Here is a 15,282-nt window from a genome sequence, read left to right as displayed (position 1 = left end):
GGCCCGTCGGCCTGATGGCCGGCGGGCCCTTCTGCGTGCTGCTGGGTCGCTGAGCCCGTCGCCTGTACTGAGTGGGCGCCGGCGAGTCGAAGTGAACCGCGCGGAAACCCGCGTCATTGCGGGCGAATGTCGGCACCTGGCCGTACCGTGGACACATGGCCAGGAGCACCACGAAGTCTGAGCGCGCGTCGACGACGCCCGCGTCGCGATCCAAGCGGCAGACGACCTCGCGCGCCGCCAAGCCCAAGTCCGCCCCCGCCCCGAAGAAGTACGTCGACGCCGCCGACAAGCCGCCGGTCATCGTGCGCATGTGGCTCGGACTCGCCCATGTCGTGGGGGGTCTGTTCCGCGCATTCGGCCCGGAGGCGCTCGAGAAGGATCAGCGGCGCGACGGCTTCCCGTTCTTCCTGGTGCTGCTGGCCTGCGCGGGCGCGGTCGTGGAGTGGTTCTTCATCGGCGAGAAGATCGCCCAGGCCATCAGCGCGTACACCTTCGGACTGATCGTCGGCCGGGTGGCCTTCGTGCTGCCCGTGCTGCTGCTGCTCCTGGCCGGCTGGCTGTTCCGGCATCCGGCATCCGTGAACGACAACGGGCGGATCGGGATCGGCTTCGGGTTCTTCACACTGGCGATGGCGGGCTTCTGCCACGTCGCCTCCGGCGCCGTCGGTGCGGCCGGCGATCTCGTGCGTCCGCAGCCCAAAGACGGGATGCCCGCACTCAGCGCCGCCGGTGGCCTGTTCGGCTGGCTGCTGGGGGAGCCGCTGGCGCGCCTGACGCCGGTGGTCGCATACATCGTGCTGGCCGTGCTGACGGTGCTCAGCATCCTCATCCTCACCAAGACACCGCCGAACCGCATCGGCCAGCGGCTCGGAGACCTGTACGCCTGGATGTTCGGCGCGGAGCGCCCGCTGCGCGCGGCTGCCGTCGACGAGGCGCCGCAGGACGACGAGGACGACAAGGACTCGCTGCCCTGGTGGCGGCGCAACAGAACCGGCCGCGAGGAGGATCCCGACGAGGGGGCCTCATCGCAGGCCATCACCGCGCTGTTCGAGGAGGCCACCGGAGAGGGCGCCTACGACCAGGCCGTGCTCGTCGATGACGATGTGCACGACGCGGCCACCGAGGTGCTCACCGACATCAGCGCGCTCACCGGAGGCCTCGGTGAGCAGAACACGACGGCACTGCTGGACGACGACGGCTCCACGGGCGAACTGCCGGGTCTGGACGGCTTCGGCACGAACGGCCCCGGTGCCGGTGGTCCGCAGCCTCCGGCAGCGCCTTATGTGCTGCCCCCGACCACGATCCTCAAGGCGGGTCCGCCGCCGGTGACGCGGTCGGATGCCACCGATCACACCATCGCGCAGATCACCAGCGTGCTCGAGCAGTTCAAGGTGGATGCCAAGGTCACCGGATTCTCGCGCGGCCCGACGGTCACGCAGTACGAGGTCGAGGTGGGTCTGGGCGTCAAGGTCGAGAAGATCCTGCAGCTCAGCAACAACTTCGCTTACGCCGTGGCATCCAACGACGTGCGCATCCTCTCGCCGATCCCCGGCAAGAGCGCCATCGGCATCGAGATCCCCAACGTCGACAAAGAGACCGTGGCCCTCGGCGACGTGCTGCGCTCGCCCGCGGCGCAGAAGAGCACGCATCCGCTGACCATCGGCGTCGGCAAGGACGTCGGCGGCAAGATCGTCGTCGCCAACCTCGCCAAGATGCCGCACCTGCTGGTCGCCGGCTCCACAGGATCGGGCAAGTCCAGCTTCGTGAACTCGATGATCACGAGCCTGCTGGTGCGCGCCCGTCCGGCGGATGTGCGGATGGTGCTCATCGACCCGAAGCGCGTGGAGCTCACCAGCTACGCGGGCGTGCCGCACCTGATCACCCCGATCATCACGAGTCCCAAGAAGGCCGCCGAGGCGCTGCAGTGGGTCGTGAAGGAGATGGACATGCGGTACGACGACCTCGCGTCGTTCGGGTACCGCCACATCGACGACTTCAACAAGGCCGTGCGCAACGGCGAGATCCAGCTGCCGGCCGGCAGCGAGCGGGTGCTCAAGCCGTATCCCTACCTGTTGGTGGTGGTCGATGAGCTGGCCGACCTGATGATGGTGGCTCCGCGCGACGTCGAGGACTCGATCGTCCGCATCACGCAGCTGGCCCGAGCCTCCGGCATCCACCTCGTGCTGGCGACCCAGCGACCCAGCGTCGACGTCGTCACCGGTCTGATCAAGGCCAACGTGCCGTCACGACTGGCCTTCGCCGTCACCAGCGTCACCGACAGCCGCGTCATCCTGGACTCGCCGGGTGCGGACAAGCTCATCGGCCAGGGTGACGCCCTGTTCTCGCCGATGGGGTCGTCCAAGCCGTTCCGACTGCAGGGCGCGTGGGTCGAGGAGAGCGAGATCGCGGCCGTCGTCAAGCACGTCACTCACCAGGCGCGTCCCGAGTACCGTGCCGATGTGCAGGAGTCCGCCGAAGCGAAGAAGAAGCACGTCGATGAGGACATCGGAGACGATCTCGAGCTGCTGTTGGCCGCCGCCGAGCTCATCGTCTCATCGCAGTTCGGCTCGACCTCGATGCTGCAGCGCAAACTGCGCGTCGGCTTCGCCAAGGCCGGTCGCCTGATGGACCTGCTGGAGTCCCGCGAGATCGTCGGGCCGTCCGAGGGATCGAAGGCCCGCGACGTGCTGGTGACCGCCGAGCAGCTGCCCATGGTCATCGCCAAGCTCCGTGGCGACGATGTTCCCGCGCAGAAGCCGGCCGCGCCGGCAGTGCCTGCCGCTGCCGAGCACGACCCGTACGGGCACGACCCCGTCGAGCAGCAGTTCGAGGGTCTGCCTGTCGTGGAGAGCGAGGACGACGGCGACGAGGACGCCTGGGGCCTGACGGGCCGCGACTGATGGCGATCCCCCGGCAGCTCCCGAACGCGATCACGATCGCCCGCATCCCGCTGGCGATCGTGTTCTTCGTCCTTCTGCTCCTGGCGGGGACGAACGGCGCGACAGACCTGGCCATGCGATGGGTCGCCGGTGCGCTGTTCGTGCTCGCGATCTCCACGGACTGGGTCGACGGCTACCTCGCGCGCAAGCACGAGATCGTCAGCGACTTCGGCAAGCTGTGGGACCCCATCGCCGACAAGCTGCTCACGGGCGCCGGTTTCCTCGGGCTCGCGATCCTCGGCGAGGTGAGCTGGTGGATCGTCGTCGTCATCCTGATCCGCGAGTGGGGCATCACCGTCCACCGGCTGATGATCGTGCACGAGCACGTGGTGGCGGCGGCCTGGATGGGCAAGATCAAGACCACCGTGCAGGGCATCGCCCTCGGCTGGGCGCTGCTGCCGCTGCACGTGTGGATCGGGATGCCGGTCTGGACGGTCGTGACGCTGATCCTGATGATCGCGGCGCTCGTGCTGACCGTGCTCAGCGGCATCGACTACATCGTCGCGCAGGTGCGCGGCCGGCGGAGCACGGCATGAGTGAGGCGGCGGAGCTCATCGCCGCACTGCGGCAGCGAGGGTGGACGCTCGGCGTCGCCGAATCCCTGACCGGGGGAGCGGTTGCAGCCGAGATCGTGTCGGTCGCCGGCGCCTCCGCCGCACTGTGGGGCGCGGTGGTCGCGTACGCGACGCCGGTCAAGCACACGGTGCTGGGCGTGGATGCCGATCTGCTGGCCGAGTTCGGGCCTGTGCACGCGGAGGTCGCCGTGCAGATGGCCGACGGCATCCGCCGGGTCGTCGCGGTCGACGGACGTGCGGCCGACGTCGGGATCTCCACCACGGGCATCGCCGGCCCCGATTCCCCTGACGGGCAGCCTGTCGGCACGGTCCACGTCGGCGTGGTCACGCCGCACGAGCGCATCTCGCGGCTGCATGTGTTCGCCGGCTCTCGTGCCGAGGTCCGGCAGCAGGCGACGGATGCCGTGATCGCCCTCGCGCTGGCCGCCGTGCGGGAATAGCCGGTGCGAATCGGCGGTTGCAGACGATGTGCGCATTCGACGACACACCAGGTCCACTGCCGAAAATTCCCTCACAACTGAAGCACAGCGTGAAACAGTAGATTCAACATCGTCCAGTCGGGTTAGACTGGCGATCCACTCGGGCGGAGCTCCGAGGGGAAACGGGGAGAGGAGGTTCCGATGATCCTTGTCAGACAGGAGATCGGCGATGTGCTGCGGGACTTCCGCCTGCAGAAGGGGCGCACGCTGCGCCAGGTTGCCAGCAAGGCGTCCGTCGCCCTCGGCTACCTGAGCGAGGTGGAGCGCGGCCAGAAGGAGGCCTCCAGCGAGATCCTCGCCTCCGTGGCGGATGCTCTGGATGTTCCCATCTCGACGATCATGCGCGAGGTCGGCGACCGCATCTCGGTGCTCGAGGGCATCAGCGGCTTCCCGGACGTCGTCCCCGACGACCTGGTCGCCTCGGTCGAGCCCGAGCTGTCGCTGCACTGATCGGCGGCTCACGCGAATGAGACGCAGCGAGTTCCTGCGTGCCGTCGACGACGAGTTCGGCGCGCGCGCGATCTCGCTCACGCACGACCTGATCCTCAGCGGTCTCGGAGTGACAGCGCTGGAGGCATTGGATGCCGGCGTGCCGCCGAGGGACATCTGGCTGGCACTGTGCGAGGACGCGGAGGTGCCTGCCGAGCGCCGCTACGGCGTGGGACAGCTCGAGCCACGGCGCCGCTGATCGAATCTCCCGCATTCGGATCCGGCGTGTCGTCGAAGATGCGTTCGATGAGCGCGTATCGTTCTGCACAAGTGGCCGATGTGCGATTTCTCTCCACAGCGGGCGGTTCCGCCGACGCGATGTCGGTGGCACCTCCTACCGTGAAGGACGTGGCACAAGCCATGCGCCTTGTCGCAGAGTCGCCCCATCCCGGAGCGGCCGCGACAGCCTACAGGCGGCAGCATTCGAGACATTGAGGAGCACGTCATGCCATCCACCGACGACCGCGAGAAGGCACTGGATTCGGCACTCGCGCACATCGAGCGCCAGTTCGGCAAGGGATCGATCATGCGACTGGGCAGCGACGAGCGCGCTCCCGTCGAGGTCATCCCCACCGGTTCCATCGCGCTGGACTCCGCCCTCGGCATCGGCGGCCTGCCGCGCGGCCGCATCATCGAGATCTACGGTCCCGAGTCCTCGGGAAAGACCACGCTCACGCTGCACGCCATCGCCAACGCCCAGCGCGCCGGCGGCATCGCAGCCTTCATCGACGCGGAGCACGCGCTCGACCCCGAGTACGCCCGCAAGCTCGGCGTCGACATCGACCAGCTGCTTGTCTCCCAGCCCGACACGGGCGAGCAGGCGCTGGAGATCGCCGACATGCTGATCCGCTCCGGCGCGATCGATCTGGTCGTGATCGACTCCGTCGCAGCGCTGGTGCCCGAGGCGGAGATCAAGGGCGAGATGGGCGACTCGCACGTCGGCCTGCAGGCTCGACTCATGTCCCAGGCGCTGCGCAAGCTCACGGGTGGCCTGAACCAGACCAAGACCACCGCCATCTTCATCAACCAGCTGCGCGAGAAGATCGGCGTCTTCTTCGGCTCGCCGGAGACCACCGCCGGTGGAAAGGCGCTGAAGTTCTACGCGTCGGTGCGTCTGGACATCCGTCGCATCGAGACGCTGAAGGACGGCGCCGAGGCGGTCGGAAACCGCACCCGTGTGAAGGTCGTCAAGAACAAGATGGCCCCGCCGTTCAAGCAGGCCGAGTTCGACATCCTGTACGGCATCGGCATCTCCCGCGAGGGCAGTCTGATCGACTTCGGCGTCGAGCACGGAATCGTCAAGAAGTCCGGCTCCTGGTACACCTACGACGGCGACCAGCTCGGTCAGGGCAAGGAGAACGCCCGCAACTTCCTGATCAAGAACCCGGACATCGCCCTCGACATCGAGACGCAGATCAAGCAGAAGCTCGGCATCGGGGTGCTGGCGGCCGTCGAGGCGCCGGCCGACGAGCTCGCCGAGCGTCGCCCGGCGTGATGTCTCGGCAGGAAGACGGGGGCGAGGAGCACCTCGCCCCCGTGATCCCGCTCTTCGGCGGCGATCGTCGTGGCCCTTCGCCGGCCCACCCCGCCCGTGCCGCGAACCGGGGCGCCCAGCGGGGTGAGGCCGAGGCCGCTCAATGGCGTTCTGCGCTGATGGACGGTTCGCATCGCCCGGGGCCCGCTCGCGCCCAACCCCGCCCGTCGAAGGCCGGCCCTGAGACAGGGGAGCCGCCGGTTGCGGAGCGCGACTCAGGGGAGCTCCGCGCCCGAGCCGAGGAGGTGCTGGTGCGCAAGCTGCGCGGCAAGCAGCTCTCCGTCTCGGAGGCGCGCACCGTGCTCCGCATGACCGACGTCGACCGCGATGTCGCAGAGTCGATCATCGATGAGTTCCTGCACCGCGGCTACCTCGACGATCGCACCCTGGCCGAGCTGCTCGTCACCTCCGGCGTCGAGCGCAAGGGGCAGGGGAGGATCGCGCTGTCCAGGTCGCTGTCGCAGCGCGGCATCCCGCGTGACATCGTCGACGACGTGCTCGGCGAACTGCCCGACGACGACGCCGAGCGCGCGCTGGACTACGCGCGCAGCAAGGCATCGAGCATGTCCGGGCTCGAGCCGGACACCGCGCTGCGGCGTCTGCTGGGTCAGCTCGCCCGGCGCGGCTACGGCGGATCGGTCGCGATGAATGCGGCCCGCACGGCGCTCCGCGAGGCCGGAAGCGGTCGCGGCAGCGTGCGGTTCGTCGACTCGGACTGAACAGCATCCGTTCGGCCGCCGCCGGAGAGCCCTGGCACTCTCCGCGGATCGTAGAATGGCTGGATCATGTCTCTTCTCTCCTCCGAACCGACGATCATCGCGGCCTCACCGGCAGCGATCGATGCCGACGGTCGCCGACGCTCCTACGAGGTCCGCACCTTCGGCTGCCAGATGAACGTGCACGACTCCGAGCGGCTGGCCGGGTCGCTGGAGAGCGCGGGCTATGTAGCCGCGCGTGACGGCGAGGACGCCGACATCGTCATCATCAACACCTGCGCCGTCCGCGACAACGCCGCCGGCAAGCTGTACGGCACGCTGGGGCACCTGAAGTCGCGCAAGGACAAGCATGCGGGCATGCAGATCGCCGTCGGCGGCTGCCTGGCTCAGATGGACCAGCAGGCTGTGCTCGATAAGGCGCCGTGGGTGGATGTGGTCTTCGGCACGCACAACATGGGCTCGCTTCCCGGCCTGCTAGAGCGCTCGCGTCACAACCATGAGGCCCAGCTGGAGATCCTCGAATCACTTGAGGTGTTCCCCTCCACCCTCCCCACCAAGCGCGACTCCGCGCACAGCGGCTGGGTGTCCATCTCGGTCGGCTGCAACAACACCTGCACGTTCTGCATCGTGCCCAGCCTGCGCGGCAAGGAGAAGGACCGCCGCCCTGGCGACATCCTGAACGAGATCCGGCTGCTGGTCGAGGACGGCGCCCTCGAGGTCACGCTGCTCGGCCAGAACGTGAACTCCTACGGCGTCGAGTTCGGCGACCGCCAGGCGTTCGGCAAGCTGCTGCGCGCCACCGGCGAGATCGACGGGCTCGAGCGCGTGCGCTTCACCAGCCCGCATCCCGCCGCCTTCACCGATGACGTCATCGCTGCGATGGCCGAGACCCCGAACGTCATGCCTCAGCTGCACATGCCGCTGCAGTCCGGCAGCGATCGCATTCTCAAGGCCATGCGCCGCTCCTATCGCAGCGCGCGGTTCCTCGGCATCCTCGATCGCGTTCGCGAGCGCATCCCGGACGCCGCCATCACCACCGACATCATCGTGGGCTTCCCCGGCGAGACCGACGAGGACTTCGAGGACACTCTGCGCGTCGTCGAGCAGGCCCGCTTCTCGGGCGCCTTCACCTTCCAGTACTCCATCCGCGAGGGCACGCCCGCCGCGACCATGGCGGACCAGGTGCCCAAGGAGGTCGTGCAGGAGCGCTACGACCGCCTGATCGCCCTGCAGGAGCGCATCTCGCTGGAGGAGAACGAGAAGCAGGTCGGCCGCGAGGTCGAGGTGCTGGTCTCCGTCGGCGAGGGCAAGAAGGACGCCGAGACGCATCGCCTCACTGGGCGAGCACGGGACAACCGCCTGGTGCACTTCGAGGTGACGCCGGGCTCCGAGCTGCCGCGTCCCGGCGACATGGTCACGGTCACCATCACGCACGGCGCACCGTTCCACCTGCTGGCCGACGATCCCACCGGTGCCCCTCTGCGCATCCGCCGCACCCGTGGCGGCGACGCCTGGGAGCGCGCGCAGGCGGCCAGCTGCGGCGTGCCCGCGCACGGCGACTCCGGTGCCGGGCGTCCGGTCTCGCTGGGCCTGCCGACCCTGCGCGCCGGGGTGTGAGCTCGTCCAGCGACTCGACCCGCCTCTGGGCGGTCGTCGGAGCGACGGGGACCGGCAAGAGCGAGCTCGCGCTGCAGCTCGCCGAGGTTCTGCGGGCGCAGGGGAACCCTGCGGAGATCGTCAATGCGGATGCCATGCAGCTGTACCGCGGCATGGACATCGGCACCGCCAAGCTCAGTGTGCCCGAGCGCCGCGGCATCCCCCATCATCTGCTCGACGTGCGGGAGGTGACTCAGGAGGCGGCTGTGGCGTGGTATCAGCCGTGGGCGCGCGAAGCGATCGCCGGGATCCACGCCCGCGGCGGCGACGCCATCCTCGTCGGAGGATCGGGTCTGTACGTCTCGAGCGTGATCTTCGACTTCCGCTTCCCACCGAGGGATGCCGCCGTGCGGGCGCGTCTGGAGGCGGAGCTCGAGGAGTCCGGTGCGGGTGCGCTGTTCGAGCGGCTGAAGACGCTGGACCCTGCGACGGCCGCACGCATCGACGCGCGCAACGGCCGGCGCGTGGTCCGCGCGCTGGAGGTGCTGGAGGCCGGCGGAGCCACCCACGGCGCCGCCCTCCCCGAGAAGCCCGACCTCTGGCATCCGGCCACCGCCATCATCGGCATGAGCACGGCTCGGGACGTGCTCGTGGAGCGCCTGGACCGACGCGTCGAGGGCATGTGGCGCACCGGGATGCTGGACGAGGTCGCCGCCCTCCGCGAGCAGGGCCTGGAGCGCGGCGTCACCGCATCCCGGGCCATCGGCTACGCGCAGGCGCTGGCGCAGCTGCGGGGCGACGTCACCGAGCGGCAGGCCATCGCCGAGACCCAGGCGCTCACCCGCCGGTATGCGCGCCGGCAGGTGTCCTGGTTCAAGCGGTATCCGGACATCCGATGGGTCGAGAGCAGCAGGGCGGATGCCGGAGCGATCCTCACCCGCTCATGAGGGTGCGGCCGATGTCGGTGGCCGCCTGCACCATGGAGTGATGACCACCTGCTACTACACCGCCTCCAGCCTGGACGGGTTCATCGCGACCGTCGACGAGTCGCTGGAGTGGCTGCTCACGCAGGACATCGACGAGGAAGGGGCCATGGCGTATCCGGGGTTCCGCGAAGGACTGGGCGCGATGGCGATGGGCGCGCACACCTACGAGTGGATCGTGCACCACGGCGACGGCTGGGACTACACGCTGCCGACCTGGGTGTTCTCACATCGCGATCTCGAGCTGCCGGAGGGTGCCGATATCCGACTCACGCAGGCCGATGTGCGGCAGGTGCACGCCGAGATGACCGAGCGTGCGGCGGGGAAGGACCTGTGGATCGCCGGCGGGGGAGAGCTGGTCGGATCGTTCGCGGATGCCGGGCTGCTGGACGAGGTGTGGATCCAGTACGCGCCGGTCACCCTCGGCGCAGGCGCTCCCGTGCTTCCGCGCGCACTCGATCTGGAGCTCATCGACGTGGCGCGCAACCGCAGCTTCCTGTGCGGCCGCTACCGGGTCACGGGCGCCCTGACCGCCGGGGAGGACGTCGTCGTCTGAGGGCCGGTGATCGTGCCGATCCGTAGAATGATCCCATGGTCGCATTCACCAAGGGGCACGGCACCGGCAACGACTTCGTGATCATCGAGGATGCCGACGGCGCTCTCGACCTGGCGCCCGAGCAGGTGCGCGCGCTGTGCGACCGCAACTTCGGCGTCGGCGCCGACGGTGTGCTGCGCGTGGTGCGCTCCACGGCGACCGCCGAGGGCGCCGCGGCACTGGCCGAGGAACCCGGCGCCGAGTGGTTCATGGACTATCGCAACGCCGACGGCTCCGTGTCGGAGATGTGCGGCAACGGTGTCCGCGTGTTCGCGCATTACCTGCTGCGCTCGGGGCTGGCGACGCTGGAGCCCGGTTCGACCCTGCCGATCGGCACACGCGCCGGGGTGCGCGACGTGCTGCGCAGCCAGACCGGCTACCAGGTGGACATGGGCCGATGGCGTCTGGCCGGCGGCGAGCCGCTGGCTCGCGCCGCTGGACTGTCCGTCGCACGCCCGGGTCTCGGCATCGACGTCGGCAATCCGCACGTCGTGGTCGCTCTGGCATCCGAGGATGAGCTGGAGGGCCTCGACCTGAACCCGACTCCGATCCTCGAGCCGGCACCCGCCGACGGCGCCAACGTCGAGTTCGTCGTGCCCGGTGAGCCTCTGGTGCGAGACGGCGTCGGGCGCGTGCGCATGCGCGTGCACGAGCGCGGCTCGGGGGAGACCCTCAGCTGCGGCACGGGCGCTGTCGCCTCGGCACTGGCCGTGCGGCACTGGGCGGGTGAGCGCGCACCGCACGAGTGGCGCGTGGAGGTTCCGGGCGGCACGCTGGGCGTTCGGATGTTCCCGGCCGAGGACGGCGAGCACGTGGCGCTCTCCGGGCCCGCACAGCTGGTGTTCCGCGGCGAGATTGACCTCGCCTGAGACCTCTCGGCGGACGCCCGCGCTACTCGGCGATGACGATGGGCGCGGTCGGCGGGTTGCCGTGCCTGCGCACCTTCAGCACCCGGTAGCCGCGCCCCGTGGCGGCACGATGCACGCTGAAGCTCGAATCGAACGTCGCCGCCATCCAGCGCTGCAAGGAGTCCGATCCGAGATTGCGCTGCACGACCATCCACGCGTCACTGCGCTCGTCGAGCCGGGGGATCCAGCGCTGCAGCATGTCGTGCAGGATGCTCTTCCCGACGCGGATCGGAGGGTTCGAACGGATCGTGCGGAACAGCACGTCATCGGGAACATCGTCGGGCGTCACAGCGTTGACGTTGTCAAGGCCCAGCGACGCGGCATTGCGTCGGACGAGATCCAGGGCCCGCTCGTTGACATCGACGGCCCAGACCGCGGCGTGGGGGGATGAGAGTGCCATGGTGAGGGTGATCGGACCCCAGCCGCAGCCGAGGTCGAGGAAATCGCCGCTGGGAGGCAGGGGAGGCATGTTGGACAGCAGCACGGCCGTTCCGGCATCCAGGCGGTCGGGACTGAAGATTCCACTTGCCGTGGTGACTTCCAGCTCACGTCCCGCGAGGGTGACGTTGATGGTGCGCAGATTCTCTGCACTTGCCGGGGCCGCGCTGAAGTAGTGGTCGGACGGCATGCAGTGAGCGTACCGGACAGCGGCGCTAGTGTTAAGGCGCCTTGACCAGATTCCGCTGAGGAAAAGGACTAGATGACGAAGACCAACGACCGGGGCACCGCATCGGATGCCGTGGATCGGGTGCTCGCGCACGCCGAAACCCACACGGAGGCGAGAGTGTTCAGCGCCGCCCAGGCCCTGCAGGATGAGGCGACGGTCTCGCACGCCGCGACCGACGGTGATCAGTGGGATCTGGATGACCGCCACGCGCTGCGCCGGGTGGCGGGACTGTCCACCGAGCTGCAGGACGTCACCGAAGTCGAGTACCGGCAGCTCCGGCTGGAGAACGTGGTGCTGGTGGGTGTCTACCCCCAGGGGGCGCAGGACGATGCCGAGAACTCACTGCGCGAGCTGGCGGCCCTCGCCGAGACGGCGGGAGCGGCCGTCCTCGACGGGCTGCTGCAGCGCAGGCCGCATCCGGATCCCGCGACCTATCTCGGCCGGGGCAAGGCCCAGGAGCTGAAGGACATCGTCGCCGCGGTCGGCGCCGACACCGTGATCGCCGACACCGAGCTCGCGGCCAGCCAGCGCCGTGCGCTGGAGGACGTCGTGAAGGTGAAGGTGATCGACCGCACCACGGTGATCCTCGATATCTTCAGCCAGCATGCCAAGAGCCGCGAGGGCAAGGCGCAGGTCGAGCTCGCGCAGCTGGAGTACCTGCTCCCGCGCCTGCGGGGCTGGGGCGAGTCGATGAGCCGGCAGGCCGGCGGCCAGGTCGGCGCAGGGGGAGCGGGCATGGGCTCGCGCGGACCCGGTGAGACCAAGATCGAGCTGGACCGCCGCCGCATCCGCACTCGCATGGCGCAGCTGCGCCGTCAGATCCGCGAGTTCGCGCCGGCGCGCGATGCGAAGCGCGCCGAGCGCAAGCGGAACACGATCCCTTCGGTGGCCATCGCCGGCTACACCAACGCGGGCAAGTCCAGCCTGCTGAACGCGCTCACCAGCGCCGGCGTGCTGGTGGAGAACGCGCTGTTCGCGACGTTGGACGCCACCGTGCGCCGCGCCGAGGCGCACGACGGGCGGGTGTACACGCTCACCGACACCGTCGGGTTCGTGCGCAACCTGCCGCACCAGCTCGTCGAGGCGTTCCGCTCCACGCTCGAGGAGGTCGGCCAGGCCGACCTGATCGTGCATGTCGTGGACGGCTCCCACCCCGACCCGTCCGCGCAGCTGCAGACCGTCCGTGATGTGGTGGGCGACGTGGGCGCGCGGGACATCCCCGAGATCGTCGTGTTCAACAAGGCCGATCTGGTCGACGAGGATGAGCGCCTCGTGCTGCGCGGGCTGGTGCCCGACGCGCACTTCGTCTCCTCACGCACCGGCGAGGGCATCGACGAGCTGCGCGAGGCCATCGAGCGGATGCTGCCGCTGCCGGCCGTCGAGATCACCGCGCTCGTGCCCTATGACCGCGGAGACCTGGTCTCCGCCGTGCACGAGACCGGGGTGCTGCTCTCGTCCGAGCACGAGGAGACCGGCACGCTCGTGCACGCGCACGTGTCCGAGCGTCTGGCCGCGGAACTCGCGCCCTACGCCGTCCGCTGACCGGCCTCCGCCCCAGGTCCGCCGGCTCTGGGATCGGGCCCCTGAGCGTGTCGAAGGGCCGCTGAGCGCCCACACGACGGTTTCGTGTCAGCTGGCGGCGAAGCGCCCCTCCACGGCTGCGGAGACGGTGATCTCCTCGCCCTGGAGCTCCAGCGACGGGCCGGAGTCCATCGGCAGGGCAGCGCTGCGCGCCATCATCATCTTGGGCATGATCGGTACGCTTTCGGAGATGAGCCCGCGGTCGGCGATCTCCCGTGGTGCGACGGTGGACAGCCCCAGTGCCTCGGCGTAGGCGCGTGCTCGCGAGACGGCGACGCCCACCGCCTGCGTGGCGACCTCCCTCTCGACCTCCGCCTCCGTCTCGGGCGTGAGGTGCCAGTCGACGGCGCCGATGCTCACGCCGTCCTGCACGGTGAGTTCGGTGACCCACACCGAGAGCTCGGAGAAGTCGGCGAACGTGCCGGTGAAGTCGATCGAGGCGCGGTACACCGGGGCGAGACGTCGACCGTCGCTGTTCCACGGCCTGTCCGCGTACACGCTCAGGCGCCGACTGGTCCACTCGGTGACCGCGGCCGAGGCCTTGCGAGCCTCCAGCCCGGTTCTGACCGGTTCTGCCGCTGCCAGCGTCCGCTCCACGACATCCGCCCGCTCGGGGCCGTCGAAGGTCACCGACAGGTGGACGGTGGCGCGCTCGGGAGCGAGGCGCAGCTCGTGCTCGCCACGGACGGTGATGATGACTTCGCTCATGGGTGCGACTGTACGTCACGGCGCGGGCACCGGTCGTGGAATGGCGCGGAGCGGGAATCCGTTGTAACCTGTGATGCTCGGGTGCGTCAGCATCCGATCTGGTAATTCCACAGAGTGACAACGGCTCCTTCGCAAGAAGGTGCACGGGGCTGATCGGTTTCGACGGCGTCTGTGTATCGACGGGAAGCGGGCCGAGGATGCAGGGTTATCTCGTGAACGCCCCCTGCGAAAAAATAGTTGCCAATGCAAAGCGCAACGACTTCGCCCTCGCTGCCTAAGCGAGCCCGATAGTCCGTCAGACCGTATGTGATTCCGGTACGGATCCTGGCGTCATCTAGGAATCTTGCTGCGTGACGGCGTCTGGACGTCACGTGGGACTCTTCCCAGGCTGGGCTCGTCGACTTGGGTGTCTGTGACAAAGGTCGGAGCCGAGCAGAACGCTTTCACAGAATGCGCCCGGAGAAGACGTGGATGAGCAGCGTCGGACGGGGGTTCGATTCCCCCCAGCTCCACCAGCCGTTGTCACGGAGATCAACCCCCGCATTCCCTTACGAGAGTAGGGGAGCGCGGGGGTTTTTCTATGCCTGGGCGGCCTGTGGATAACCCAGGCTTGCCCACGTTTTGCCCACATCCGCAGCCCTAGCGCGCTCGTCGAGGCGTGCAGCGACGTTGTCGAGGTCGTCATCGAACAGGTCGGCGTACGTGTCGAGGGTCATCGCTGCGGACTTGTGGCCGAGCATCCTCTGCACGGCCTTGGGGTTCGCGCCCGAGCTGATCGCCAGGGACGCGGCAGTGTGCCGCAGATCGTGTGGGGTGATCCTGTCGAGGCCGGCGCGTGCGGTGGCTGCTGCGAGCCATGACCCGTCGACCTCGGTGGTCTTCGCACGGCGCAGGTAGTTCCCGGCGGTGTCGGTGAAGACGAGGTCCGTCCTGCCCTTCCCGTCGCATTGCCGCTCGAGCGCTGCCGCGAGGAATGCCGGGTACGGGACGGTGCGCTTCTCCCAGGTCTTCGGGGCTCCGACCTCGATGACCCCGTCGACTTCGACGGCGGCACGGTTCACGTGCAGGCGCTTGCGCAGCTGGTTCACGTCGGCGACCCGTAGTCCGATCGCTTCCGACCAGCGGAGGCCGCAGTACGCGAGGACGAGGATCAGGGTCGCGTGCGTGTGGTTTCTCGTCGCAGTCGCAAGTCGTACGACCTCGTCGTCGGTGAGGTAGCGGCGCTCCTTCTTCGAGACCTTCCGTGGCAGGTTCCGTGCACCCCGGGCGGGGTTCTTCGGGATGCGCCGGTCACGCACAGCACCGTCGAGGATCCCGGCGAGCACGCCGAGCGCACGGAGCACGACGGATGCGGATCGGGGCCCGCGCGTGTTCTTCCTGTCGCGTTGCCGGTCTGTGATCGCGGTGCCTGCGGTGATCTCAGCGATCCATGTCTCGACGTGGGAGGGCTTGATGTCGCCGACCTCGGTATCGCCCCAGCGGGGCTTCACGTAGACGTTCCAGGATGTGTCC

The 15,282-nt window shown here is 68.9% G+C and carries 15 protein-coding genes and 1 other RNA gene; 13 read left to right on the top strand and 3 right to left on the bottom strand.

The features are described 5' to 3' along the window. Nucleotides 1-155: 155 nt before the first annotated feature. The 11 genes from WA967_RS12835 (at nucleotide 156) to dapF (ending at nucleotide 10,775) form a co-directional block, all read left to right on the top strand. On the top strand, nucleotides 156-2,900 hold the full coding sequence (locus tag WA967_RS12835) for a DNA translocase FtsK (protein ID WP_424423240.1): 2,745 nt from the start codon (nucleotides 156-158) through the stop codon (nucleotides 2,898-2,900). Continuing rightward, complete coding sequence (pgsA, locus tag WA967_RS12830) at nucleotides 2,900-3,475, top strand: CDP-diacylglycerol--glycerol-3-phosphate 3-phosphatidyltransferase (protein ID WP_424423238.1); 576 nt, start codon at nucleotides 2,900-2,902, stop codon at nucleotides 3,473-3,475. Before WA967_RS12835 ends, pgsA begins: the two co-directional genes overlap by 1 nt. Beyond that, a complete protein-coding gene (locus WA967_RS12825) occupies nucleotides 3,472-3,954 on the top strand; it encodes a CinA family protein (protein WP_424423237.1) in 483 nt (160 codons plus the stop codon). The genes pgsA and WA967_RS12825 overlap by 4 nt, the downstream gene beginning before the upstream one ends. Before the next feature lie 180 nt (nucleotides 3,955-4,134). Beyond that, on the top strand, nucleotides 4,135-4,443 hold the full coding sequence (locus WA967_RS12820) for a helix-turn-helix domain-containing protein (protein ID WP_298868625.1): 309 nt from the start codon (nucleotides 4,135-4,137) through the stop codon (nucleotides 4,441-4,443). A gap of 16 nt (nucleotides 4,444-4,459) precedes the next feature. Beyond that, nucleotides 4,460-4,681 carry a DUF3046 domain-containing protein gene (locus WA967_RS12815; RefSeq protein ID WP_424423235.1) on the top strand — a complete coding sequence of 74 codons (222 nt, stop codon included), beginning with the start codon at nucleotides 4,460-4,462 and terminating at the stop codon, nucleotides 4,679-4,681. A gap of 246 nt (nucleotides 4,682-4,927) precedes the next feature. Beyond that, entirely contained in the window at nucleotides 4,928-5,977 is a 1,050-nt protein-coding gene (recA, locus tag WA967_RS12810; RefSeq protein WP_424423234.1) for a recombinase RecA, read from the top strand. A gap of 290 nt (nucleotides 5,978-6,267) precedes the next feature. Then, nucleotides 6,268-6,735, top strand: a complete 468-nt coding sequence (locus WA967_RS12805) for a regulatory protein RecX (protein WP_424423232.1) — start codon at nucleotides 6,268-6,270, stop codon at nucleotides 6,733-6,735. 66 nt (nucleotides 6,736-6,801) lie between these two features. Beyond that, entirely contained in the window at nucleotides 6,802-8,349 is a 1,548-nt protein-coding gene (miaB, locus tag WA967_RS12800) for a tRNA (N6-isopentenyl adenosine(37)-C2)-methylthiotransferase MiaB (RefSeq protein ID WP_424423230.1), read from the top strand. Next, on the top strand, nucleotides 8,346-9,275 hold the full coding sequence (gene miaA, locus WA967_RS12795) for a tRNA (adenosine(37)-N6)-dimethylallyltransferase MiaA (protein WP_424423228.1): 930 nt from the start codon (nucleotides 8,346-8,348) through the stop codon (nucleotides 9,273-9,275). Before miaB ends, miaA begins: the two co-directional genes overlap by 4 nt. A 40-nt stretch (nucleotides 9,276-9,315) precedes the next feature. Further along, nucleotides 9,316-9,867, top strand: a complete 552-nt coding sequence (locus WA967_RS12790; RefSeq protein ID WP_424423226.1) for a dihydrofolate reductase family protein — start codon at nucleotides 9,316-9,318, stop codon at nucleotides 9,865-9,867. A 35-nt stretch (nucleotides 9,868-9,902) separates the two neighbouring features. Further along, a complete protein-coding gene (dapF, locus tag WA967_RS12785; protein ID WP_424423224.1) occupies nucleotides 9,903-10,775 on the top strand; it encodes a diaminopimelate epimerase in 873 nt (290 codons plus the stop codon). Between the two features lie 22 nt (nucleotides 10,776-10,797). Here dapF and WA967_RS12780 read toward each other — a convergent pair whose 3' ends face one another. Further along, the gene (locus WA967_RS12780; protein ID WP_424423221.1) at nucleotides 10,798-11,442 is read right to left on the bottom strand and encodes a class I SAM-dependent methyltransferase; all 645 of its coding nucleotides are present in this window, start codon (nucleotides 11,440-11,442) and stop codon (nucleotides 10,798-10,800) included. Nucleotides 11,443-11,514: 72 nt separating this feature from the next. On the opposite strand from WA967_RS12780, the gene hflX reads away from it, so the two are divergent. Continuing rightward, entirely contained in the window at nucleotides 11,515-13,023 is a 1,509-nt protein-coding gene (hflX, locus tag WA967_RS12775; RefSeq protein WP_424423218.1) for a GTPase HflX, read from the top strand. Nucleotides 13,024-13,110: 87 nt separating this feature from the next. On the opposite strand, the gene WA967_RS12770 is transcribed toward hflX, so the two are convergent. Further along, complete coding sequence (locus WA967_RS12770; protein WP_424423215.1) at nucleotides 13,111-13,770, bottom strand: SIMPL domain-containing protein; 660 nt, start codon at nucleotides 13,768-13,770, stop codon at nucleotides 13,111-13,113. A 145-nt stretch (nucleotides 13,771-13,915) separates the two neighbouring features. Here WA967_RS12770 and ssrA point away from each other — a divergent pair. Continuing rightward, nucleotides 13,916-14,285: a transfer-messenger RNA gene (ssrA, locus tag WA967_RS12765) on the top strand. A 63-nt stretch (nucleotides 14,286-14,348) separates the two neighbouring features. Here ssrA and WA967_RS12760 read toward each other — a convergent pair. Continuing rightward, nucleotides 14,349-15,282: tyrosine-type recombinase/integrase (locus tag WA967_RS12760; RefSeq protein WP_424423213.1), on the bottom strand; the 934-nt coding region annotated here is incomplete at its 5' end.

It is taken from the genome of Microbacterium sp., from assembly GCF_049650565.1.
Lineage (GTDB): Bacteria > Actinomycetota > Actinomycetes > Actinomycetales > Microbacteriaceae > Microbacterium.
This window is presented reverse-complemented; position numbering and strand designations above follow the sequence as displayed.

Excerpts from the sequence above, each read along its gene's own strand:
- WA967_RS12835 (WP_424423240.1), top strand. The coding sequence starts at position 156 with ATGGCCAGGAGCACCACGAAGTCTGAGCGCGCGTCGACGACGCCCGCG.
- pgsA (WP_424423238.1), top strand. The coding sequence starts at position 2,900 with ATGGCGATCCCCCGGCAGCTCCCGAACGCGATCACGATCGCCCGCATC.
- WA967_RS12825 (WP_424423237.1), top strand. The coding sequence starts at position 3,472 with ATGAGTGAGGCGGCGGAGCTCATCGCCGCACTGCGGCAGCGAGGGTGG.
- WA967_RS12820 (WP_298868625.1), top strand. The coding sequence starts at position 4,135 with ATGATCCTTGTCAGACAGGAGATCGGCGATGTGCTGCGGGACTTCCGC.
- WA967_RS12815 (WP_424423235.1), top strand. The coding sequence starts at position 4,460 with ATGAGACGCAGCGAGTTCCTGCGTGCCGTCGACGACGAGTTCGGCGCG.
- recA (WP_424423234.1), top strand. The coding sequence starts at position 4,928 with ATGCCATCCACCGACGACCGCGAGAAGGCACTGGATTCGGCACTCGCG.
- miaB (WP_424423230.1), top strand. The coding sequence starts at position 6,802 with ATGTCTCTTCTCTCCTCCGAACCGACGATCATCGCGGCCTCACCGGCA.
- WA967_RS12790 (WP_424423226.1), top strand. The coding sequence starts at position 9,316 with ATGACCACCTGCTACTACACCGCCTCCAGCCTGGACGGGTTCATCGCG.
- dapF (WP_424423224.1), top strand. The coding sequence starts at position 9,903 with ATGGTCGCATTCACCAAGGGGCACGGCACCGGCAACGACTTCGTGATC.
- WA967_RS12780 (WP_424423221.1), bottom strand. The coding sequence starts at position 11,442 with ATGCCGTCCGACCACTACTTCAGCGCGGCCCCGGCAAGTGCAGAGAAT.
- hflX (WP_424423218.1), top strand. The coding sequence starts at position 11,515 with ATGACGAAGACCAACGACCGGGGCACCGCATCGGATGCCGTGGATCGG.
- WA967_RS12770 (WP_424423215.1), bottom strand. The coding sequence starts at position 13,770 with ATGAGCGAAGTCATCATCACCGTCCGTGGCGAGCACGAGCTGCGCCTC.